Below are 18,832 nucleotides of genomic sequence, written 5' to 3' on the forward strand. Positions count from 1 at the left end.
GCGCTCGAAGTAAAACCACCTGACTTGCCTACGCTAACTAGAGAGCCCAGAGGCCGGCATAGTGATCCAACAACAGCACGCCGAACACACCGAGAATGTAGCGAATCGAGAACCAGAATGCCGCCAGCGGAGCGTTGGGGTCGGCCCCCCGCCAGACCTTCCAGTTCCAGTACATGAAGCGCAGGTTCAACGCCATGACACCTACCAGGTAGACGGCCCCGCTCATGCCGATGACGAAGGGCAGCAGCGTGACGGCCACGGTCAACCAGGCATAAAGCCATATCTGCAGCCGTGTGAACGCTTCGCCATGGGTTACCGGCAGCATCGGCACACCGGCACGCGCATACTCATCGCGCTTGTGGATCGCCAAGGCCCAGAAATGTGGCGGCGTCCAGGCGAATACGATCAGCACCAGCAGCAGCGGCTCCGGCCCCAGTTGCCCCGTCACCGCCGTCCAACCCAGCATCGGCGGCGCCGCCCCGGCCACGCCACCGATGACGATGTTCTGCGGCGTAGCCCGCTTCAGGAAGGCCGTATAGATCAACGCATAGCCGATCAGCGATGCCAGCGTCAGCCACGCCGTCAAGGCATTGACCTGCCATAGCAACAGCGCGATACCCGCCATGGAGAGCAGCGATGCCCAGCCCAGCGCCAGCACCGTCGGCATGCGCTGGGCCGCAAGCGGCCGCTGGGAAGTCCTCAGCATCATCGCATCGAGGCGCCGATCCACCACATGGTTGAACGCCGCCGCGCCACCGGCCGCCATACCGATCCCGGCCAGGCCGAATACTACCGTGGAAAGGGAAGGCAAGCTTGGCGTTGCCAACGCCATCCCCACCAGTGCGCAAGCCAGCATGACCAATACCACTCTCGGCTTGCATAACGTGAGCAGGTCCTGCCAGCTCCAGTTGGAGCCTTCCAGCTGTGACAGCAGAACGCGCTTCAATTCGCCACGTCTCATCAGCGCGTTAGACATGCACCCACTCCTTGTCCCGTCGTGTTGAATCTTCGGCCGCAACGGCCGACTCTCGCCAATGCCACACCGCCAACGCCAGCAGCAGTACCAGCGCCACGGCACCGGCCGTATGCAGCAATGCCAACCACAAGGGCAGCCACATCAGCACGTTGGCGATGCCAAGCCCCACTTGAATACCATAGGCGAAGACGAGCCCACCGAGCCAGGGGCGCATGCGCGCCTCGCGCCAATAGCGCAGTGCCAACGCTATCAAGGCCAGTCCGAGCACCAGAGCGCCGATCCTGTGCCCCTGATGGATGGCAGTCCTGGCATCTGCATGCAGCTGCCCGTGTAGATAGTTCGGCCCTACCGTCTGGGTCAGATGAAAGCCCTCGCTCCAATCCATCTCCGGCCACCACTGACCGTTGCAGGTGGGGAAGCCCTGACAGGCAATGCCCGCGTAGTTGCTCGACACCCAGCCGCCCAGAGCCAGTTGCAGCAACAGGCAGAGCATGGCAATGCCCCACAGCGGAGTGAGACGCCGCCTCGCTACGCCAGGTGCCGCAGCGCCTCTGGCAAACCGGCGCAAACTAAGATGCAGCCAAAGGAACAGCAGCAGTACCGCCAGGCCGCCCAACAGATGCAGGGTCACGACCTGTGGCCACAGCTTCAACGTCACGGTGAAGGCACCGAACGCCCCCTGCAGCAGAATCACGACCAGCAGAGCCACGCTCGTTTTCCACGGATAGCCGGGGCGACGGCGCAGCCCGGCCCCCAGCACCAGCAAGGAGATGACCAGCAGCCCGAGCGCCGATGCCACGTAGCGGTGAACCATCTCCACCCAGGCCTTGAACACTTCCAGCGGCGCGTCGGGAGAGTGGGCCATCGCCCGATCGGCATTCGGCACCACCAAGCGCCCATAGCAGCCCGGCCAGTCAGGACAACCAAGCCCGGCATCCACCAGGCGCGTCCACACACCGATCAGAATCACCACGGTGGTAAAGACGACCCCAGCCAGACTCAGCCGCAGCAACAGACGCAGCCGCGCCGTATCGCGCTGAATGGAAGCATTCGACATCGAAGCACTCTGCATGGTGTGGCTCCCGCCTCCCTGGTCGAATAATGGTAGCTGCGCTCAGCGTGTATCGCCGTCACGCTCCGGCGCACTGCGCCGGTCGGGGTTCATGCGCAGCAGATGACTGAGATCATCCATCACATCGCGCTCGCCGACCTCACGACCATAGGTCAATACCACTTGGCCCCTCGGGTCGAGTAGCCAGACCTGCCCGGGCGCCTGCCAATCCGGCACATCCAGCCACTGTGCACCGATCTCTCCCGGCAAAAGTTCTCCCGGCAGAATCTCGCCCTCGCCGCCGACACGCAACCTCGTCACCCTGGGCGCCTCGCGGCCCAGCGCACGATGCAGACGCCACCAGCGGTCGGCGTTTTCAGCACACGCCACGCTGCAGTCGAAGGCCAGCACCCAGTCGCCCTCATCCAGGCTGTCAGTAAGCTCCACCAGGGGCCACTGCGCCAACTGCGGTACGTCCGGTGCCAGCTCGCCGTGGGCCGTGCGTTGCTCCGGGATGCCGATACGCCACTGCACCATCACCCAGGCGGTAACGACCGGCAAGGCGAAGATTGCTATCAATGCCAACAACTTGAAGCGCTGGTGACGAATTCTCATGGCTTCCTGCAAGGCTTTGCCTCCTCATGTGCATTGCGACCTGCGGCGTTAGTGGCATCACGACGGTCATTGGCCAGCCGGCGCCCGCCAAGCAGCATCACGACCAGAGCGGCCAGCGCCAATCCCCACCATTGAACGGCATAGCCAACATGCCGACTGGGTGGCATCACGCTGGGCTGCCACCACGGCTCGAGCAGGCCGCCCCCACGCTCGAGATGCATCCATCCGGCGTGCGCGAAATCCGCCTCCCAGGCCTCGAGCTCGATGCGCTGCAGGCGGCTACCTTCACGGTTGGGGCCGAACAAGGGAGTGCCACTGCCTGCCGCCTGCCAGCGGCCTGCGACGACGACCTCACCCATGGGGGTTTCCACCTCAGGCGCCTCGCGGGTCGGCCCGGTGGCCAGGAAGCCTCGCTGAACCAGCCACAGTCGGCCATCTTCGGTTCGAAGGGGGGTGAGCACCGCCACTCCCAACTGGCCCTGATGGGTGCGGTTGTCGAGAAACAGAGTCTGCTCCTCGAGATAGCGGCCACGCAACGTCAGGCGAGTGCCTTCGGGGGGAGTGTCGATTGGCGCTTCCAGCGTTGGGGCGGCGTCGAGACGTGCCAGGTATTCGCGCTTGTCGTCCGCCCGCTCCCACTGCCATAGTCCAAGGAACAAGCCCAATGCGACCAGTGCCGACCAGAACGAGAACCAGATCCTCAGTCGCCACTTTCCGCTCCCCTGACTTTCAATGGAGTGCCCCATGTTCCTCAAAACTCTGATAGCCGTGGTGTTCCTGGCCATGCTGACCAGCCTGGCCGCCGGCGTTGGCTTTCTGCTACGCGACGATTCCAGCTCGCGGCGCCTGCTCGTATCGCTGAAGATTCGCGTTTCTCTGGCCGCACTGCTACTGGCCCTGCTGTTCTACGGCTTCTATTTTGGCAGCCTGGGAGAAATTTGACCCCAGACTGCCGATATCACCAGCCCCATGAGGACACATGGGGCTATGCTATGCATCACACCACCACGTCAGAACACATAGACGAACAGGAACAGCCCCACCCATACCACATCGACGAAGTGCCAGTACCAGCATGAGGCCTCAAAGCCGAAGTGGTCTTCCGGGGAGAAGTGGTAGCGCATCACCCTGAACAGCATCACGATGAGGATCAGCGTTCCGACGATGACGTGAACCCCATGGAAGCCCGTCAGTATGAAGAAGGTGGCGCCGTAGATGCCTGCCTGCAACGTGATGCCGTAATGGGCATAGGCTTCGTAGTACTCCACACCCTGAATGACGATGAAGGTGAGGCCCAACAGAATGGTGCCCGCCAGCCAGTTGCGGCATATCTTGCGCTTGCCTTCCTTCAACGCCTCGTGCGCCACGGTCAGGGTGATACTCGAAGAGACCAGGATCAGCGTGTTCACCAGCGGCAAGTGCCAAGGGCTGAAGACCTGTGAGGGGCCCGCCACGGAGGGGTCCGGCGGGCTGAGCAAAGGCCAGTGCGCTACGAACTCCGGCCACAACAGCGCGGTTGCCCCCTTGGTACCCTCACCTGCCAACCACGGCACAGCGAAGGTGCGCACGTAGAACAGCGCGCCGAAGAAGGCGGCGAAAAACATCACCTCGGAGAAGATGAACCAGCCCATGCCCCAGCGAAACGAGCGATCCATCTGGGCATCGTAGAGCCCGCTGCGCGACTCCACCACCACGTCACGGAACCACAGCGCCATCACGGCGATGACTGCCACCAGGCCCACCAGCGTGATAACGGTACCTCGCCCGTGCACCAGCACCATGCCGGTGCCGACCATCATCACCCCGAGAGCGAGTGAGCCAAGAATGGGCCACTTGCTGGTTGCGGGTACGTAATAACTGCCACCACTCATGCCTCACCTCCTTCGTCGCGCTTGACCCCGGCCTGCAGCGTTTGGGTTTTGCCCTCAACGGGGTAGAGGGTATAGACCAGAGTGACGGTGTTGACCTCGGGAGGGAGGTCGCGATCCAACTGGAACACCAGTGGCATTTCTACCCGCTCGCCTGCCTGCAGCAGTTGCTCCTCGAAACAGAAGCAGCTCGACTTGCGTACATGGCGGGTAGCGGTGTTGGGCGAAACGCTGGGCACGGCGCGCCCCCAGTTCTCGCTGCTGCTCTGATTGCTGAACATGAAATTCACTTCGGACGTCTGCCCAGGGTGCAACCGCACCTGCCGGGTCTCGACATCCAGTCTCCAGGGCAGGCCGGAACCGTTACGCGTGATGAACTGCACCGTGACCAGGCGCGACTCGTCCACATCGTCGTGAACCAGCGCCTGAGCCGTGGTATCGACCTTGCCGTTGATACCGGTTACCCGACAGAACACGTCGTACAGGGGCACCAGGGCGAAGGCGAAGGCGAACATGCCGATCAGTGCCGCCACGCTGCGCCAGATCGTCCGCCGCACCCCCGCCTGCCTGGCCTCCATATCGTGCTGAGTCATGCTTCACTCCTCCTTTCGATGGCCGGCCACGCCGTGGCCGGCAATGCGAATCAGTGAGCCGGACGCTGGAAGGTCGGCGGCGTCTCGAAGGTATGCAGCGGTGCAGGACTCGGTACGCTCCACTCGAGGTCGTCGGCGTATTCGCCCCAGGCCGCCGCCGGCGCCTTCTTGCCGCCACGCACGCACATGACGATCACGGCGACGAACAGCAGCTGGGAGAAGCCGAACATGAAGGCACCGATGGAAGACACGAGGTTGAAATCGGCGAACTGCAGCGCATAGTCGGGAATCCGCCGCGGCATGCCGGCCAGCCCCGAGAAGTGCATCGGGAAGAAGGTCAGGTTGACGCTGATCACCGAGAGCCAGAAGTGCCATTGAGAGAGGCGCACGTTGGGATAGTGGCCGGTCCACTTGGGCAGCCAGAAATAGACGGCGGCCATGATGGAGAAGATGGCACCCGGCACCAGCACGTAGTGGAAGTGCGCCACCACGAAGTAGGTGTCATGGTACTGGAAGTCGGCCGGTGCAATGGCCAGCATCAGCCCCGAGAAGCCGCCGATGGTGAACAGCACCACGAAGGCCAGGGCAAACAGCATCGGCGGTTCGAAGCTGATGGAGCCGCGGAACAGCGTGGCCACCCAGTTGAACACCTTCACCCCGGTGGGCACGGCGATCAGCATGGTGGCGTACATGAAGAACAGCTGCCCGGCCAGCGGCATCCCCACCACGAACATGTGGTGCCCCCAGACCAGGAACGACAGTACCGCAATGGCGGCAGTGGCATACACCATGGAGGCATAGCCGAACAGGCGCTTGCGGGCAAAGGCCGGAATGATCGCCGACACGATACCGAAGGCCGGCAGGATCATGATGTAGACCTCGGGATGGCCGAAGAACCAGAACAGGTGCTGGAACAGGACCGGATCGCCGCCGCCCGACGCATCGAAGAAGCTGGTACCGAAGTTGATGTCCATCAGCATCATCGTGATCACCCCGGCGAGTACCGGCATCACGGCGATCAGCAGGAAGGAGGTGATCAGCCAGGTCCACACGAACAGCGGCATGTCCATCATGCGCATGCCCGGGGCACGCATGTTGAGGATGGTGGCGATGATATTGATCGCCCCCAGAATCGAACTGATGCCGGCAATGTGCAGCGAAAGGATGAAGAAGGTGGTGGAGGGCGGCGCATAGGTCGTGGACAGCGGCGCGTAGAACGTCCAGCCGAAATTCGGCCCACCACCCGGCATGAACAAGGTCGAGAGCAACAGCCCGAATGCCACCGGAAGCAGCCAGAAACTGAAGTTGTTGAGCCGCGGCAGGGCCATGTCTGGTGCGCCGATCTGCAGCGGAATCATCCAGTTAGCCAGCCCGGTGAAGGCCGGCATGACTGCCGCGAAGACCATGATCAGGCCGTGCATGGTAGTCATCTGATTGAAGAATTCCGGATTGACGAATTGCAATCCGGGCTGGAAAAGCTCTAGACGAACCACCAGAGCGAAGATGCCACCGATGAAGAACATGATCAGCGAGAAGATCAGGTACATCGACCCGATCTCCTTGTGATTGGTGGTCAGCAGCCAGCGCATGATGCCCTTTGGTGGGGCTTCGTGGGCATGTCCATGCCCCGCTTCCGCGGCGGTAGTGCTCTGCTCGAGAGTCGGCTGAGGAGGTACCTTAGGGGCCATCGGAATACTCCAATCTCATTGTCTTGTTTTGTCGCAGCTTGTCAGGGGTCCCTCACGCCGCCGTGGCGACGTGAGGGCGACGATCATTGCAGCCGCTCGGCGATTTCGGCCGGCTGTACCGCATCGCCGGACTCGTTGCCCCAGGCGTTACGGGTATAGGTGATCACCGCTGCCAGCTCGACCGGATTGAGCGTAGTGCGGAACGACGGCATGGCAGTCCCGGATACGCCATTGATGATGACGTCCTTGTGCCACTCCACGTCCGCAAGCATCCGCTCGTTGCCGGCCAGTGCGGGGAACGCCGGCGGCGACCCTTGGCCTTCAGGCTGGTGACAGGAAGCACAGATGCTGCCGTAGACGCCCTCGCCCCGCTCCATCAGCTCATCGAACTCCCACTCGCGGTCGATGCCCATGGCCTCTTCCGCCGCCATCTCCTGGCGCTCGGCCAGCCAGGCGTCGAACTCGTCCTCTTCCACCGCGCGCACCACGATCGGCATGAAGGCGTGATCGACCCCGCACAGCTCGGCGCACTGCCCACGATAGATACCCGGCTCGTTGATGCGTACCCAGTTCTCGGTGATGAAGCCCGGCACCGTATCCTGTTTCACGGCAAAATCGGGAACCCACCAGGCGTGGATGACGTCGTCGGAAGTAAAGAGGAAACGAACCTTGCGATTGATCGGCAGGACCAGCGGCTCGTCGACCTCGAGCAGGTAGTGCTCGCCGCGCTCCTCGTCGCCGCGAATCTGCGCCCTCGGGGTGGCGAGATTGGAGTTGAAGGCGACGTCTTCACCGAGATATTCGTAGCGCCAGCGCCACTGCTGGCCGGTGACCATGACGTCCAGCTCGGCCCCGGAAGGATCGTAGATTTTCTGGAGAGTGGCGGTCGCCGGTATGGCCATGCCGATGAGAATCAGCAGTGGGATGCCCGTCCAGATGATCTCGACCGTCGTATTCTCGTGAAAATTGGCAGACTTTGCGCCTTTGGAATGACGATAGCGAAACAGGGAGTAGAACATGACCCCGAATACGATCACGCCGATGACCACACAGATCCAGAAGATCGTCATGTGAAGGTTGTAGATTTCTCTACTGAGGTCAGTGACCCCAACCGGCATGTTCCAGCCGCTAGCCAGAGCCATCTGGCTCGAGCCAACAAGGGTCAAGCCCCCTGCCAGCCAGACGAGCAGAGTGCGCATCGACGCCTCCCGAGTTTGTAGTTGTGTCGATAACGGCGCCCCACGAGTCAGGGTACGGGGGTTCTCATCCCAGAGAACATTAGCCGCTTCTTCTAGCCGAGTATATGGAGACAAGTTTAGAAAGTCACTCGCCTAACCTTCACCTTATGGCTAACGCAGCAGTCAACGCTGGGCCCTGCTACGCTCAGCCCGCAACCCAGATCGCCACCAGGGCCAGCACACCCACCAGCAGCAGTCCCATGACGATTCCAGTCACGATGAAGGCCATTGGACTGCCACGCTCGAAATCCTCACGCCGCTGCCTATCGCGCTGAACGCCGAAGAACGCTGCCAGCACCGATTTTATGACACTCCACATCGCCTTCCCCCTCTATAGACCGGCAGGATAGACCGGCTGGCTTCAGAGCATGACACAACCACCCCATTGCCGGTAAGCCACTGGCTTGCAAGCCCGTATCGGAGTGCCGAGTTCGATATCACGAAATCGCATACCGCAATGCAGCAAAAAAGCATGGGAGAGCCACCTTTGCTGGACTACACTCGAATGCAAGCGTTCTACCCTGTCCCAATCGCCCATTCGACATATCACGGAGATCGCCATGGCCAGCCCCACCCCCGGTCGCCCCGCGCCCAACCCCGCCCTCGATGCCTCCCTGCCACTGATGGAATGGTGGTCGCAGCAATGGATCCAGGGAGTTACCCCGATGACGCGCCTTCAACTGGCATGGATGGAAAGCGTATCTGACATGATGCTTCAAGAAGCGAAATTCCTCGCCGCGCTTTCCGAAGCAGGACAACAGCTCGGACACTGCTATGACACCCACGGCGCCGACCCCGAAAAGATGAAGGCATGCTATGAGGAAATAGCGCGCGAGGTTGCCGACCAGCATATGCGGCGCCTCAAGCAAGTCGCCGCCATGCCCCAGGAATTCCGGCGCAGGATCTGGGAAGAGATCTGATTGGCTCAATGCAGCTTGTGAGTCTCATCGTCGGAGACGGGGCTCGGCTGTGTCCCGGCATCCTCGAGATCGGCCCACGGCTCCCGCGGCGCTTCCACGCGCTCGCCGGTACGTGCTGCATAACGCTCACGGTGCAGTGCCTTGAGCAGCCCGGCGACCATCAGCATGACCACTACCGAGAATGGCAGTGCCGCCATGATCACGGCGGCCTGTAGCGTTTCCAGTCCACCTGCCATCAGCAATACCGCCGTCAACAGCCCCAGCAGGCCACCCCATAGCAGCCTGTGAGCAGTGGGCGGCTCGGGGTCGCCACCCGCCAGAATCGTATTGATGACCAACGTGCCCGCATTGGCCGAGGTGATCAGATACGTCGCTATCAACAGCACCAGCATAGCGGAGAAGCCCCGCCCCAGCAGCCCGAGTTCCATGGCCTCGATGGTGGCAAAGACTGCCGTGGCAATATTGGAGTCGACGGCTGCCACGATGCCGCCGTTGCCGAACAGCTCATGATACAGCGCCGTCCCGCCGAAAAGCCCAATCCATACGATGGTGATCACGGTGGGCACCAACAACACGCCCATGACGAATTCGCGAAAGGTTCGACCACGCGATACACGGGCGATGAACATTCCCACGAACGGCGACCAGGCCAGCCACCAGCCCCAGAAAAATACCGTCCATTCCGACTGCCAAGCATCGCCTCGGGTGGCATTGGTATGGAACGTCATACCCATCAGGTTCTGGATATAGTCCCCGGCCGATTCGATGGTGATCGCCACCAGATACTGGGTGGGGCCGAACAGCAGCAGAAAGAGGACGGCAGCGATGCTCAGCCAGAAGTTGGCCTCGGAGAGCAAACGTACGCCACGCTTCACTCCGGAGACGACCGAAAGGGTGGCAATGGTCATGATCACGGCAGTAACAACCAGCTGCAGCAGCAGCGACGACTGCAGGCCGAAAACTGCCTCGAGCCCGGCATTCATCTGCTGTACGCCGAGCCCTAGCGTCGTGGCGATACCAAACACGGTACCGAAAACGGCCAGCACATCCACGACATCTCCCAGGACACCTTCGGTACGCCTGCCCAGCAGCGGAGTCAGAGCGGAGCGAATCGTCAGCGGCAGGTTCCAGCGGTAGGAAAAGTAAGCCAGCACCAGCGCCACGAAGGAGAAGATCGCCCAACCGTTCAACCCCCAGTGAAAATAGGTCAGACGCATGGCAACCCGGGCGGCATCAGGGCTCATGCCCTGCTCGATGAAAGGATTGTCCTGGAACTGCAGGATCGGCTGGGCCACCGACCAGAACAGAATGCCCACCCCGGTACCGGCCGCGAACAACATCGCCACCCAAGAGAAAAAGCTGAACTCGGGCTGCTCGAAATCACCGCCCAGACGCACGTTCTTGTATCGGCCCATGCCCAGCCACACCATGAACAAGAGTAGGAAGGCGACCAGAAGAACGTAGTACCACTCCAGGAAGGGATCGAGCACGCCTCGAGCCAATGCCAGCCCTTGGCCTAGACGCTCGGTATAGAAGGTTCCATAGAAAAGGGAAACCGTCACCACCACGAAAGTCACCAGGGTGACCCTCGGGTTCATGCCCTTGAGTAGTCCACGCTGCGCCTGCCGTTGCATCTCCCCTCCCCTGCCAAGATGCCGTGCCGTCACCATCATAAGGCAGCGAAGCGGTCACATCACGCCAGCGACCGTATTGCCATGAGCCAAGCCGGCCAAAGGCAAGCATCTGAAAGGAAAGTACAAAAGAGGCTTTTCATTTCCCCCCGAACGCGCTAGTATACGCCTCGTTCTCGGGGGCATGACCACGGTCGAGCCTGCGTCAGTTTCCGAGAAAAATCAGTCGGAGCGTGGCGCAGCTTGGTAGCGCGCTGCAATGGGGTTGCAGAGGTCGCAGGTTCGAATCCTGTCGCTCCGACCATCTGATTCGAAAAAACCGCCACTAACGGGTCATGCCGAGTGGCGGTTTTTCGTCGCTGGTAAAATTCTCGCAAAACTCTCGTAAAGCACCTCTCCTAAAGTACCTCCTCGCAATGCAGTCCTCACCTGGCTAGAGTGCAAGGGAATCCCCCGGACCAAAGGAAGGTCGATGCTACGTTCTTGTACCCTCTTTTCGTTTGCACTGTTGAGCCTGGTGGCTCATGCCGATACCGCCTCGGCGGAATGCGAGCTCAGCGCCGATCAACGCGAGATGCTCGAGCGGGTCAACGATGCACGCAGCGAAGGCCGTCAATGCGGCGATGAGGAGTTCTCTGCCGCAGATCCGCTAGAGTGGAACTGCCACCTGGCCGAGGCCGCACTCGACCACTCGCGAAACATGGCTGAAGAGGAATTCTTTGACCACACCGGCCCCGACGATCGAGGCGTCACCGCTCGGGTGAGCGATACAGGCTATGTGTGGCAGGCTGTGGGCGAAAACATTGCCGCCGGTCAGGCAGAGGTCGAGCGTGTCATGCAAGGATGGCTGGAAAGCCCCGGGCACTGTGCGAACATCATGAGTGGCGACTTCAGCGAAATGGGGGCGGCTTCCCATGCAGCGGAAGGTTCCCGCTATTCGCCCTTCTGGACACAGGTGTTTGCCCATCCGAGATGATGGCATCCCGCCTATGGAGGAAGAATAAGGAAGTGAAAAGATAAGGAAGCAAAAAGAGAATAGAGGCTAGAACAGTACAGTTACGGGAGTTGAATGTCGTCGGGACCCTCCCTGGCCCTTGGGTGCAACGGGTAACGCTGGTTCAGTGAATGTACGCGACGAGAGCATCGTTCGCCGCTTGCTGGGCCAAGGCATGGGAAACCCAGTGGTTCAGGACTTCGCACACATCGGCTTCCACACGCTGCTGTGTTGGCATGAGGTTTCTCCTTTGTGACAACGAGAAACATCATGCCGCAGGTTTGTCGACATTTCATCAGGCTTACGAAACTTTGCCCTCAAGATGCAGCATTCAATCTGAGGCTGCCATAAAACGCGCGTTTGCATTCGAATGGTGAGTGGAAATGGCTTCCATGAACTTTTTGGCGCGTAAAACCGCCGCAGCCTGGAGCAGAGCTCAATCGAGAGCCCCAAGTCGGCAGTTGATGCCTGCCGGTATCACCCCTTGCGGGTTCTCCAGCATCAAACCAATGGCAAAGGTCCCGCTCGAGGCATCGATCACGCTATCCACCCGCTGCACACGAGCCGACGCCGTTTCCTCTACTGGCGCAAGCAGCTCTATCTCCAGGTTGTCTCCCACGGCTATCGCGCCGAAAGCAGTCAATGGCAAGACCGCCTCGATGCGCAGTGGGTCGAGCTGAACCAGCTCGAGCACCGGCGTGGCGTCGATGTACTCCCCCTCCTCGGCCACACGCTGCGTGATCAAGCCCGCGAACGGGGCCCGATGCGTCATCTGCTCCAGCCGGGCGTTGGCCAGGTTGACCTGCATGCGGGCAAGGCGCATTTCCGTGTCGATCTCGTCGCGCTCGCTGTCGCTGAGCATACCGCGCTCGATCATGCGCTGGTTGCGCTGTACCCGCCGTTCGGCATAGTCGGCACGGGCACGCTCCAGCGCCACGCTGGCCAGCTCTACGTCACGCTTTAGCGTGAATAGCGTGTCCCCCGCAGCAACCCGATCGCCCGGCTCGACCTGGATGGTTTCGATCACACCCGGTACCTGGCTCGACAGAAACGCCTGCCTGCCCGGCTCGACCAGACAGCTAAGCTCGCCGAACCAGGAGTCGCCAAGCTCCTGTCCCTGCGCCTGAAGAGCGACGCTCCCCATGCCCGCCAGGCACAGCGGTAGCGTGATGCTGCGAAGAAAGCGCTGACTCATAGGTTCCCCACTCCACCGTCCGCTGACGGCTATTCGGTTGTCGGTCACAATCATTCGGACTTGCCACTGAAACCCAACTGTTCGTCCTCGCGCCAGTCGGCCTCCAACAGCCGCGCGCGTTCTCTGGCGTGGCGCGCCTCACGCCGTCGCTGAGCACGCTTCAAGCGTGTCGGCAGTTGCCCCATACGACGCTGCCACTCCGTCAGCTCATCGAGCAGAGCCTCTTCTTCACATACCACCAGTTCCACACTGCCCGGGTCGCCCTGACGCGCGCAGCGACCGGCAATCTGCCGATCCACCCGCGAGGCATCGTGGTGGCCGGCAACGATGACATGCAGCCCGCCTGCTCTCTTGACCTCTTCCTCCAGCGAAATGTCGGTGCCCCGCCCCGCCATGCTGGTAGCCACCGTCACAGCACCACGACGGCCAGCGCGGGCAACCGTATCGGCTTCTTCGGCATCCTGACGCGCGTTGAGCATGGCATGTTCGATACCGGCCTCGGCGAGCCGCTGCGACAGCGCTTCGGAGTCGGCCAGGTTGACCGTGGTCACCAGCACAGCTCTCCCCTGGCCGGCGATTTCCTGGACGCGGGTGGCAATCCACTGCCACTTGTCGGCCTGCCGTGCGAGGGATATCGTCGGCCAGTGCTGGCGTTTGCTGGGCCGGTGCGGGGGTATCGCCACCACCCGCAGACGATAGGTACGCCAGAGCTCTCCGCGCACCTCTCGCGCCGTGCCGGTCATGCCGGAAAGATGGTGGTAGCGGCGGAAGAAGCGCTGGTAGGTAAGCCGCGCCAGCGTCACGTTGGGATCACTCGGCTCGCAGCCTTCGAGTCGCTCGATCATCTGCTGCAGGCCCTTCTCCCAGCTGCGGTCTGCCATGACCCGGCCGGTGTGCTCGTCGATGATCTGCACCTTGCCATCACGCACCAGATAATGGTGGTCACGCTGGAAATGGTGGCGCGCCACCAGCGCCTGTTGAACCAGCCACTCTCGCCGTGAACGCCCTACCCAGCCACCGCCGCCCAAGGCCTGCGCCCGTTCGGTCAGCCGCTCCCGGCCACGCTCGGTCAGATGGATCTGCCCGCTCTCCCGCACGAAATGCGTATCCTCCTCGAACTCAGCGGCAAGGGCCAGCGCCTGATCGAGCAGCGCGATATCGAGCGCGTCCTTGCCTGCCGGCCCCGAGAGAATCAGCGGCGTTCGCGCCTCGTCGAGCATCACGCTGTCGGCCTCGTCGACGATGGCGAAATGCAGACCCCGCAGCAGCAGGCGTTCGTCTTGCAGCTCACCGACCAGCCGCGCCGCATGGGCCTGAAGCGGATGGCGATGACGACCCAGCAGCTGAGTGTCGCGCAGGTAGTCGAAAACCAGCTCCTTGTTGGTGCAATAGACCACATCGGCAGCGTAGGCGGCTCGCCTCTCGTGTGGCGGCATCTCATGCACCACCGCTGCCACGCTCAGGCCCAGCGCACGGTAGACCGGGGTCATCAGCTCCGCGTCGCGAGCGGCCAGGTAGTCGTTGACGGTGATCACATGTACCGGAATTCCGGCCAAGGCAGCCGTTGCCGCCGGCAGTGTCGCCGTCAGGGTCTTACCCTCGCCGGTATGCATTTCGGCGATTCTTCCCCCCAGCATGGCCAGCCCGCCCAACAGCTGTACGTCATGATGCGCCATGCCCAGCTCCCGCCGGGAGACCTCCCGCACCAGAGCGAAGGCATGCCGAGCCAGCCGTGGCGTCACGCCCTGGCGTGCAAGCGCAAGCCGCAAGCCATCGCGCTCCTCGGCCAGCACCTGTACATCGAGTGATGCCAGGCGGGCGGCATGCCGATGTATGCCCGGCAGCTGCGAGCGCAGCCCAAGCCTGCGTATCGCCGCCGGCCGATGCAGCTTCGACCTCAACCAGTGCCAGGGACGCTCCAGGCTCCCCGGCGGCAGCAGGGTTCGCTCCGGACGCGTCAGTACGTCGCCGGGCAGCTTCAGCAAAGGCATGTCAGACGGCTCATAGCTCGAAAAGCCTCAGGAACGAGCGGCGCAGGTCACGCCACAGCCGGTAGCCCAGCGGCTCCGGAGCATGCTCGATACGTACGTGAACCCGCCCCCCCAGATGTAACGAGCCCCCCTCCTGCAGCAATTCTCCCGCCGCAAAGTCGGCCAGATAATGTCGCCGAAACGCCCTGGGTGAACCATCGTCGGTCGTCGCACTGGGATCGACCGCCACGTGTCCGCCGCCCTGTACGCTCAGTACCGGGCTGGGTATTGCATGATCGGAACTGGGCGATACCCACAGCAGGCTGCCGGCAGCATCCCACTCATGGCCCGGCAACCGCAGCTGGACCCGACGCGTATCGTCGCGCACACGCTCTACCACATGAGCCGGCAGCAAGGTGCGAATGCGCAGATCCTCCGGACGCACCACCGACGCAACGGCCGTGCCACGATGCAGATAGCTACCCAGGCGGGGAACCCCCTCCGGCATCAGCATCAGGCCAGTATGGGGGCTGATCACCACGGTGGCAGCAGCACGCTGGCGTGCATCGTCGAGCTGACGCTCCACCGGCACCAGGGTCTCGCGCAGGATGGCAGCCGCCTGGGCATCGCGCACGTTGGCGACGAGCTCCTGCTGGATCTCGCGGATTCGCGCCTCGAGCAGGCGCACCTCCACGCCCAGCTCCGGAGCGGCAATGCGCATCAACGGATCGCCAGCCGTCACCTCCTGGCCATCCTCCACCCACAGCTCGGCGAGCTCGCCGCTGACGCCAACGCGCACCTGGGCCGGCTCGCGACTATCCACCACGCCATGCACATGGGTAGCGTAGGGCAGCGGAACCAGAAACAGCAGCAGCGTCACTGCCATGAGGCCGCCAAAGAGCCAGCCCCAGGCGCGGCCACGCGAGCCTTGCAATGAATCGTCCACGGTCATGGCCTTGAGCATCTTGAACAGAGGCAGCAATAGCGTCATGGTCACCGACCAAAGGGCGAGAATGACGCCAACGAACAGATATTTGGTGGCCACGAACACGGCGATGGCCACCATGATCATCAAGCGATAGGCGAACGACGCCAGGGCATAGCTCACCAGCCAGCACGCCTCGCGCCGGGATCGCGCCTGACTGGTCACGTCGCGCCGGCCCAGCAGGTAGCGCTTCACCGCGTAGGTCAGCTGCTGATTGGCGCGATTGAAGAGATTGGGAATCTCCAGGTAATCCGCCAGCACGTAATAGGCATCGAAGCGCAGCAATGGGTTGCCGTTGAACAGCAGCGTCGACACACCCGCGATCAGCATCACGTTGAACGCCACTGCCCGCAGCAGGCCCGGTTCGGCCGCCGCCCATACCAGCATCGCCAGCGATGCCAGAAACAGCTCGACCATGATGCCGGCCGCCCCCACCAGCATGCGGCGCGACTTGTCGGGGCAGGCAGCCGCGGCACTGGCGTCCACGTATGGCACCGGAAAGAACACCAGCAGCATCACGCCGACCTCATGTACCTCGCCCCCGGCATCCTTGGTCGCCCAGGCGTGGCCCAACTCATGGAGCGCCTTGATCAGCGGATAGATGAGCGCCAGCATCAGCAAGTTGCCGATACCGAACACCCGATCGGCCAGGTTGTCGGTAAGCGACTGCCAGTGCACCCCCGCCACTACCAGCGCCAGTAGCAGCGTTGCCAGCCACAGCACCCCACCCAGTGGGCTGATGAAAGGCCTGACCAGCGGGTAGCTGGCAGCAATGAAGCGCTCAGGATCGAGCAGCGGGATGCGAATGCCCAGAGGAGAGCGCACCAGCTGTAGCCACTTGCCCCGCTTCTGCTTCGTCTGGCGTCGGGAGAGCTCGTCGATATCGATGTCGCCGTAGCCCGAAAGCACGTTGGCCCCGTGCAGCCTTCCGATCAAGGCGATCAGCTCCTGCTGGGTCGGCATGGCATCGCCCAGCGAGGCACTCACCTGATCCCATATCTCACTCAGAGTGCGCTTGCCATCCAGCCGACCGACGATCTGATACGCCTCCGGCGTGAAGCGGTGCACCTGTCCGGTGAGGGTATCGTGCAGCACGTACCACGGCTCGCCGCGATATTCGTGGCGATGCAGGCTGGCATGATGACGCAGCCGCAAGCGCAGGTCGGCCACTCGATGCCAATGCTGGCTGAACAGCGGGCCGGCCACGCCTCAGCCCCACCAACGCCATAGCGTCAGGCGCAGCCAGTCCACCAGCTCCCGCGTCCAGATGACGATCAGCTTGTTCTCGCCGGTCTCTATCCTGGCCACGCCCTGCAGCCCCGGACGCAACTCGCGTCGCGCAGCGCCATCGATGCTCTCGGCATCGCGCACCAGGCTTGCCTCGACGACGAAGCGAGTGCTGCCATCACTGCTGCGGGTCTGCGGTGTGAGCCGTTCGATGACGAAAGGCAACCGTTCGCCGGTCATCGCCGCCAGCACCAGTTCGCCCCGCTGCCCCACCCTGACGTCATCGATGCGGCGCTCCGGCACCTCCAGTTCGAGACGGAAGTCGTCCAGCGGCGAAACCCGGAACAGCTCCTCCCCCTGCTCCACGGCACCTCCCAGTCGCTGGGTGAGATCGCCGCTGACCACCACGCCGGCAAATGGCGCCAACAGCGTGGCCCGTTCCAGCCGAGAATCCACCAGAGCCAGCCTTGCCTGGGCCTGATCGCGCTGCGCCGCCAATACGTTCATGCCGGCACGGTCGCCCCGTGCCCGCATCTCCTGCTCCTGGCGCTCGAACTTGGCCAGCTCGCTCTGCCACTGCAGGCGTTCTAGCAACAGGTCTCGGGTCTCCATGTCGGCCAGGGGTTGGCCGGCCTCGACCCTATCGCCGGGCCGCACCAGAGCCGCATCGATATAGCCACGAAACGGCGCCGTCATCACTCGCTGCTCACGGCTCTCGAGGATCGCATCGGCGGCGATGCGCTCCTCTCCTGTCGCCAGCCAGGAGAAGGCCAATAACCCTGCCAGCACCAATCCGGTCAGCTTGTAGCCCAGGAACCCCGGGCCGAACAGCCGCCCCAACTGCTCCGACGTAGCCACCGCCATCTTCAGCGGCAGCGGTCTGTCGTTGCGCCGCTTCTCTTCGAGGGCCCGGGCGCAGAGTGCCAGCAAACTCTCAAGCGCCGCTACCTCTTCGGCATCGAAAGGCATGTCGCGCTCCAGGGTAACGGCGCCGAGGGGCTCCGCTCCATCCAGCAACGGCAAGCTGACCACCGCTGCCAGCCCCGTCATGCCGCCCAGCGCCGCCTGGGCGCGCACCACACGGTGCTCCCACCCCGGCCCGGCGGGAGCCGGCCACACTGCGCTGATGCGCTGGTCCAACGCCTCGTCCATGGCAGTTTCCGTGGCGCGGATGCGATTCATCTTGCGATTGAACTGAGCGCTGTGAGAGATCTGCTCGACTCGCGTACGAGAACCGCGCCGCCAACCCAGGCTGACCCGCTCCGCTTCGAAGTGGCTGGCCAGGCGCGAGACGAGCTGCATGGCAGCGGAGGAAAAACGCGGTTCGGCGAGCACTGCCGCCAGCAGAGAAAGGTGCTGGGAAAGCCGGTCCTGGAGCTGTCGCCCGCTGCGATACGAGCGCTGCAACACGTCGCGCTCGAGAGTCGCGACTCCATCCTCGAGCCGCTGCATCAGCGGCAACAGGGCTGTCTGCACGGCGCTATCTCGGCCCCGCAGAGCCTCGGGCAACATGACCCGCAAGGCCACTGCTCCCAGCAAGGCCCCCTTTCCCGGCAGGGCACCCTCGGCCTCGTCGCTGGCCAGGTCTCGCACCGGATAACCGATGCCCAGGCTGTCTTCGCCAAGCTGGCTCACCAGCCCCCGCCCTGCGTCCCGCACCTCTTCACTGAGCGAAAGCAGTGCAGTGCCATCCGCCTGACCGGGCCACAGCGCAACGGGCTGCCACTGCTCACCCTGACGCCAGAGCACCACACCCTGGGTCACACCGGCCCCTTCCGGGCGCGGCGCCTGCTCACAGTGCCGCGCGAGCCAGCCTTGAACGCCCTGGACCTGCTGTTGCCAGGCCGCAATGGCCTGGGTCCCGCTATCGCCTAGCTGCAT

17 protein-coding genes and 1 tRNA gene are annotated in these 18,832 nt (G+C 62.8%); 4 read left to right on the forward strand and 14 right to left on the reverse strand.

Going from position 1 to position 18,832, the window contains the following annotated elements:
• Positions 1 to 37: 37 nt before the first annotated feature.
• From cyoE to B8115_RS15330, 4 genes are read right to left on the reverse strand one after another with little or no spacing between them, the layout of a single operon-like run.
• Positions 38 to 976, reverse strand: a complete 939-nt coding sequence (gene cyoE, locus B8115_RS15315; protein WP_010628699.1) for a heme o synthase — start codon at positions 974 to 976, stop codon at positions 38 to 40.
• Positions 969 to 2,048, reverse strand: a complete 1,080-nt coding sequence (locus B8115_RS15320) for a heme A synthase (RefSeq protein WP_010628700.1) — start codon at positions 2,046 to 2,048, stop codon at positions 969 to 971. The genes cyoE and B8115_RS15320 overlap by 8 nt, the downstream gene beginning before the upstream one ends.
• Positions 2,049 to 2,090: 42 nt before the next feature.
• Entirely contained in the window at positions 2,091 to 2,642 is a 552-nt protein-coding gene (locus tag B8115_RS15325; RefSeq protein ID WP_051004653.1) for a hypothetical protein, read from the reverse strand.
• On the reverse strand, positions 2,639 to 3,388 hold the full coding sequence (locus B8115_RS15330; RefSeq protein WP_010628702.1) for an SURF1 family protein: 750 nt from the start codon (positions 3,386 to 3,388) through the stop codon (positions 2,639 to 2,641). The genes B8115_RS15325 and B8115_RS15330 overlap by 4 nt, the downstream gene beginning before the upstream one ends.
• On the opposite strand from B8115_RS15330, the gene B8115_RS15335 reads away from it, so the two are divergent.
• Positions 3,387 to 3,584, forward strand: a complete 198-nt coding sequence (locus B8115_RS15335) for a DUF2909 family protein (protein WP_010628703.1) — start codon at positions 3,387 to 3,389, stop codon at positions 3,582 to 3,584. The two genes, B8115_RS15330 and B8115_RS15335, sit on opposite strands and share 2 nt — an antisense overlap.
• A 68-nt stretch (positions 3,585 to 3,652) precedes the next feature.
• On the opposite strand, the gene B8115_RS15340 is transcribed toward B8115_RS15335, so the two are convergent.
• The 5 genes from B8115_RS15340 to B8115_RS15360 all read right to left on the reverse strand — a co-directional run bounded on the left by B8115_RS15340 (position 3,653) and on the right by B8115_RS15360 (position 8,348).
• Positions 3,653 to 4,513, reverse strand: coding sequence for a cytochrome c oxidase subunit 3 (locus B8115_RS15340; protein ID WP_010628704.1), 861 nt, complete (start codon positions 4,511 to 4,513; stop codon positions 3,653 to 3,655).
• Positions 4,510 to 5,103, reverse strand: coding sequence for a cytochrome c oxidase assembly protein (locus tag B8115_RS15345; protein ID WP_010628705.1), 594 nt, complete (start codon positions 5,101 to 5,103; stop codon positions 4,510 to 4,512). The genes B8115_RS15340 and B8115_RS15345 overlap by 4 nt, the downstream gene beginning before the upstream one ends.
• A gap of 50 nt (positions 5,104 to 5,153) precedes the next feature.
• Positions 5,154 to 6,791: a cytochrome c oxidase subunit I gene (gene ctaD / locus B8115_RS15350; protein ID WP_026038158.1), complete on the reverse strand. Its 1,638-nt coding sequence runs from the start codon at positions 6,789 to 6,791 to the stop codon at positions 5,154 to 5,156.
• Positions 6,792 to 6,874: 83 nt separating this feature from the next.
• Positions 6,875 to 7,990, reverse strand: coding sequence for a cytochrome c oxidase subunit II (gene coxB, locus B8115_RS15355; RefSeq protein WP_010628707.1), 1,116 nt, complete (start codon positions 7,988 to 7,990; stop codon positions 6,875 to 6,877).
• 184 nt (positions 7,991 to 8,174) lie between these two features.
• On the reverse strand, positions 8,175 to 8,348 hold the full coding sequence (locus tag B8115_RS15360; protein ID WP_083861853.1) for a DUF2970 domain-containing protein: 174 nt from the start codon (positions 8,346 to 8,348) through the stop codon (positions 8,175 to 8,177).
• Between the two features lie 241 nt (positions 8,349 to 8,589).
• Here B8115_RS15360 and B8115_RS15365 point away from each other — a divergent pair, with 241 nt between their 5' ends.
• Positions 8,590 to 8,949 (forward strand): hypothetical protein, encoded by a 360-nt coding sequence (locus B8115_RS15365; RefSeq protein ID WP_010628709.1) that lies wholly within the window; start codon positions 8,590 to 8,592, stop codon positions 8,947 to 8,949.
• A gap of 5 nt (positions 8,950 to 8,954) precedes the next feature.
• Here the strand turns inward: B8115_RS15365 and B8115_RS15370 are convergent, their stop codons facing one another.
• The gene (locus tag B8115_RS15370; protein WP_010628710.1) at positions 8,955 to 10,583 is read right to left on the reverse strand and encodes a BCCT family transporter; all 1,629 of its coding nucleotides are present in this window, start codon (positions 10,581 to 10,583) and stop codon (positions 8,955 to 8,957) included.
• Between the two features lie 224 nt (positions 10,584 to 10,807).
• Here B8115_RS15370 and B8115_RS15375 point away from each other — a divergent pair.
• Both B8115_RS15375 and B8115_RS15380 read left to right on the forward strand, forming a co-directional pair.
• Positions 10,808 to 10,884: transfer RNA gene (locus B8115_RS15375), tRNA-Pro, on the forward strand.
• A 168-nt stretch (positions 10,885 to 11,052) separates the two neighbouring features.
• Positions 11,053 to 11,556 (forward strand): CAP domain-containing protein, encoded by a 504-nt coding sequence (locus B8115_RS15380; RefSeq protein WP_010628711.1) that lies wholly within the window; start codon positions 11,053 to 11,055, stop codon positions 11,554 to 11,556.
• A gap of 454 nt (positions 11,557 to 12,010) precedes the next feature.
• On the opposite strand, the gene B8115_RS15385 is transcribed toward B8115_RS15380, so the two are convergent.
• The 4 genes from B8115_RS15385 to B8115_RS15400 are packed head-to-tail and all read right to left on the reverse strand — an operon-like array spanning position 12,011 to position 18,832.
• The gene (locus B8115_RS15385) at positions 12,011 to 12,769 is read right to left on the reverse strand and encodes an efflux RND transporter periplasmic adaptor subunit (RefSeq protein ID WP_010628712.1); all 759 of its coding nucleotides are present in this window, start codon (positions 12,767 to 12,769) and stop codon (positions 12,011 to 12,013) included.
• 50 nt (positions 12,770 to 12,819) lie between these two features.
• The gene (locus B8115_RS15390) at positions 12,820 to 14,760 is read right to left on the reverse strand and encodes a preprotein translocase subunit SecA (protein ID WP_010628713.1); all 1,941 of its coding nucleotides are present in this window, start codon (positions 14,758 to 14,760) and stop codon (positions 12,820 to 12,822) included.
• A gap of 10 nt (positions 14,761 to 14,770) precedes the next feature.
• Positions 14,771 to 16,930 (reverse strand): biotin/lipoyl-binding protein, encoded by a 2,160-nt coding sequence (locus B8115_RS15395; protein ID WP_010628714.1) that lies wholly within the window; start codon positions 16,928 to 16,930, stop codon positions 14,771 to 14,773.
• Between the two features lie 3 nt (positions 16,931 to 16,933).
• Positions 16,934 to 18,832: an HlyD family efflux transporter periplasmic adaptor subunit gene (locus tag B8115_RS15400; protein WP_010628715.1), complete on the reverse strand. Its 1,899-nt coding sequence runs from the start codon at positions 18,830 to 18,832 to the stop codon at positions 16,934 to 16,936.

Origin of the sequence: Halomonas sp. KM-1 (assembly GCF_000246875.1) — a bacterium.
Taxonomy (GTDB): Bacteria; Pseudomonadota; Gammaproteobacteria; order Pseudomonadales; family Halomonadaceae; genus Halomonas; species Halomonas aerodenitrificans.

What these genes read in the sequence shown, in the direction of transcription:
- cyoE (WP_010628699.1), bottom strand. Translation starts at nt 976, where the DNA reads ATGTCTAACGCGCTGATGAGACGTGGCGAATTGAAGCGCGTTCTGCTG.
- B8115_RS15320 (WP_010628700.1), bottom strand. Translation starts at nt 2,048, where the DNA reads ATGCAGAGTGCTTCGATGTCGAATGCTTCCATTCAGCGCGATACGGCG.
- B8115_RS15325 (WP_051004653.1), bottom strand. Translation starts at nt 2,642, where the DNA reads ATGAGAATTCGTCACCAGCGCTTCAAGTTGTTGGCATTGATAGCAATC.
- B8115_RS15335 (WP_010628703.1), top strand. Translation starts at nt 3,387, where the DNA reads ATGTTCCTCAAAACTCTGATAGCCGTGGTGTTCCTGGCCATGCTGACC.
- B8115_RS15330 (WP_010628702.1), bottom strand. Translation starts at nt 3,388, where the DNA reads ATGGGGCACTCCATTGAAAGTCAGGGGAGCGGAAAGTGGCGACTGAGG.
- B8115_RS15340 (WP_010628704.1), bottom strand. Translation starts at nt 4,513, where the DNA reads ATGAGTGGTGGCAGTTATTACGTACCCGCAACCAGCAAGTGGCCCATT.
- B8115_RS15345 (WP_010628705.1), bottom strand. Translation starts at nt 5,103, where the DNA reads ATGACTCAGCACGATATGGAGGCCAGGCAGGCGGGGGTGCGGCGGACG.
- ctaD (WP_026038158.1), bottom strand. Translation starts at nt 6,791, where the DNA reads ATGGCCCCTAAGGTACCTCCTCAGCCGACTCTCGAGCAGAGCACTACC.
- coxB (WP_010628707.1), bottom strand. Translation starts at nt 7,990, where the DNA reads ATGCGCACTCTGCTCGTCTGGCTGGCAGGGGGCTTGACCCTTGTTGGC.
- B8115_RS15360 (WP_083861853.1), bottom strand. Translation starts at nt 8,348, where the DNA reads ATGTGGAGTGTCATAAAATCGGTGCTGGCAGCGTTCTTCGGCGTTCAG.
- B8115_RS15365 (WP_010628709.1), top strand. Translation starts at nt 8,590, where the DNA reads ATGGCCAGCCCCACCCCCGGTCGCCCCGCGCCCAACCCCGCCCTCGAT.
- B8115_RS15370 (WP_010628710.1), bottom strand. Translation starts at nt 10,583, where the DNA reads ATGCAACGGCAGGCGCAGCGTGGACTACTCAAGGGCATGAACCCGAGG.
- B8115_RS15380 (WP_010628711.1), top strand. Translation starts at nt 11,053, where the DNA reads ATGCTACGTTCTTGTACCCTCTTTTCGTTTGCACTGTTGAGCCTGGTG.
- B8115_RS15385 (WP_010628712.1), bottom strand. Translation starts at nt 12,769, where the DNA reads ATGAGTCAGCGCTTTCTTCGCAGCATCACGCTACCGCTGTGCCTGGCG.
- B8115_RS15390 (WP_010628713.1), bottom strand. Translation starts at nt 14,760, where the DNA reads ATGCCTTTGCTGAAGCTGCCCGGCGACGTACTGACGCGTCCGGAGCGA.
- B8115_RS15400 (WP_010628715.1), bottom strand. Translation starts at nt 18,832, where the DNA reads ATGCAGCTAGGCGATAGCGGGACCCAGGCCATTGCGGCCTGGCAACAG.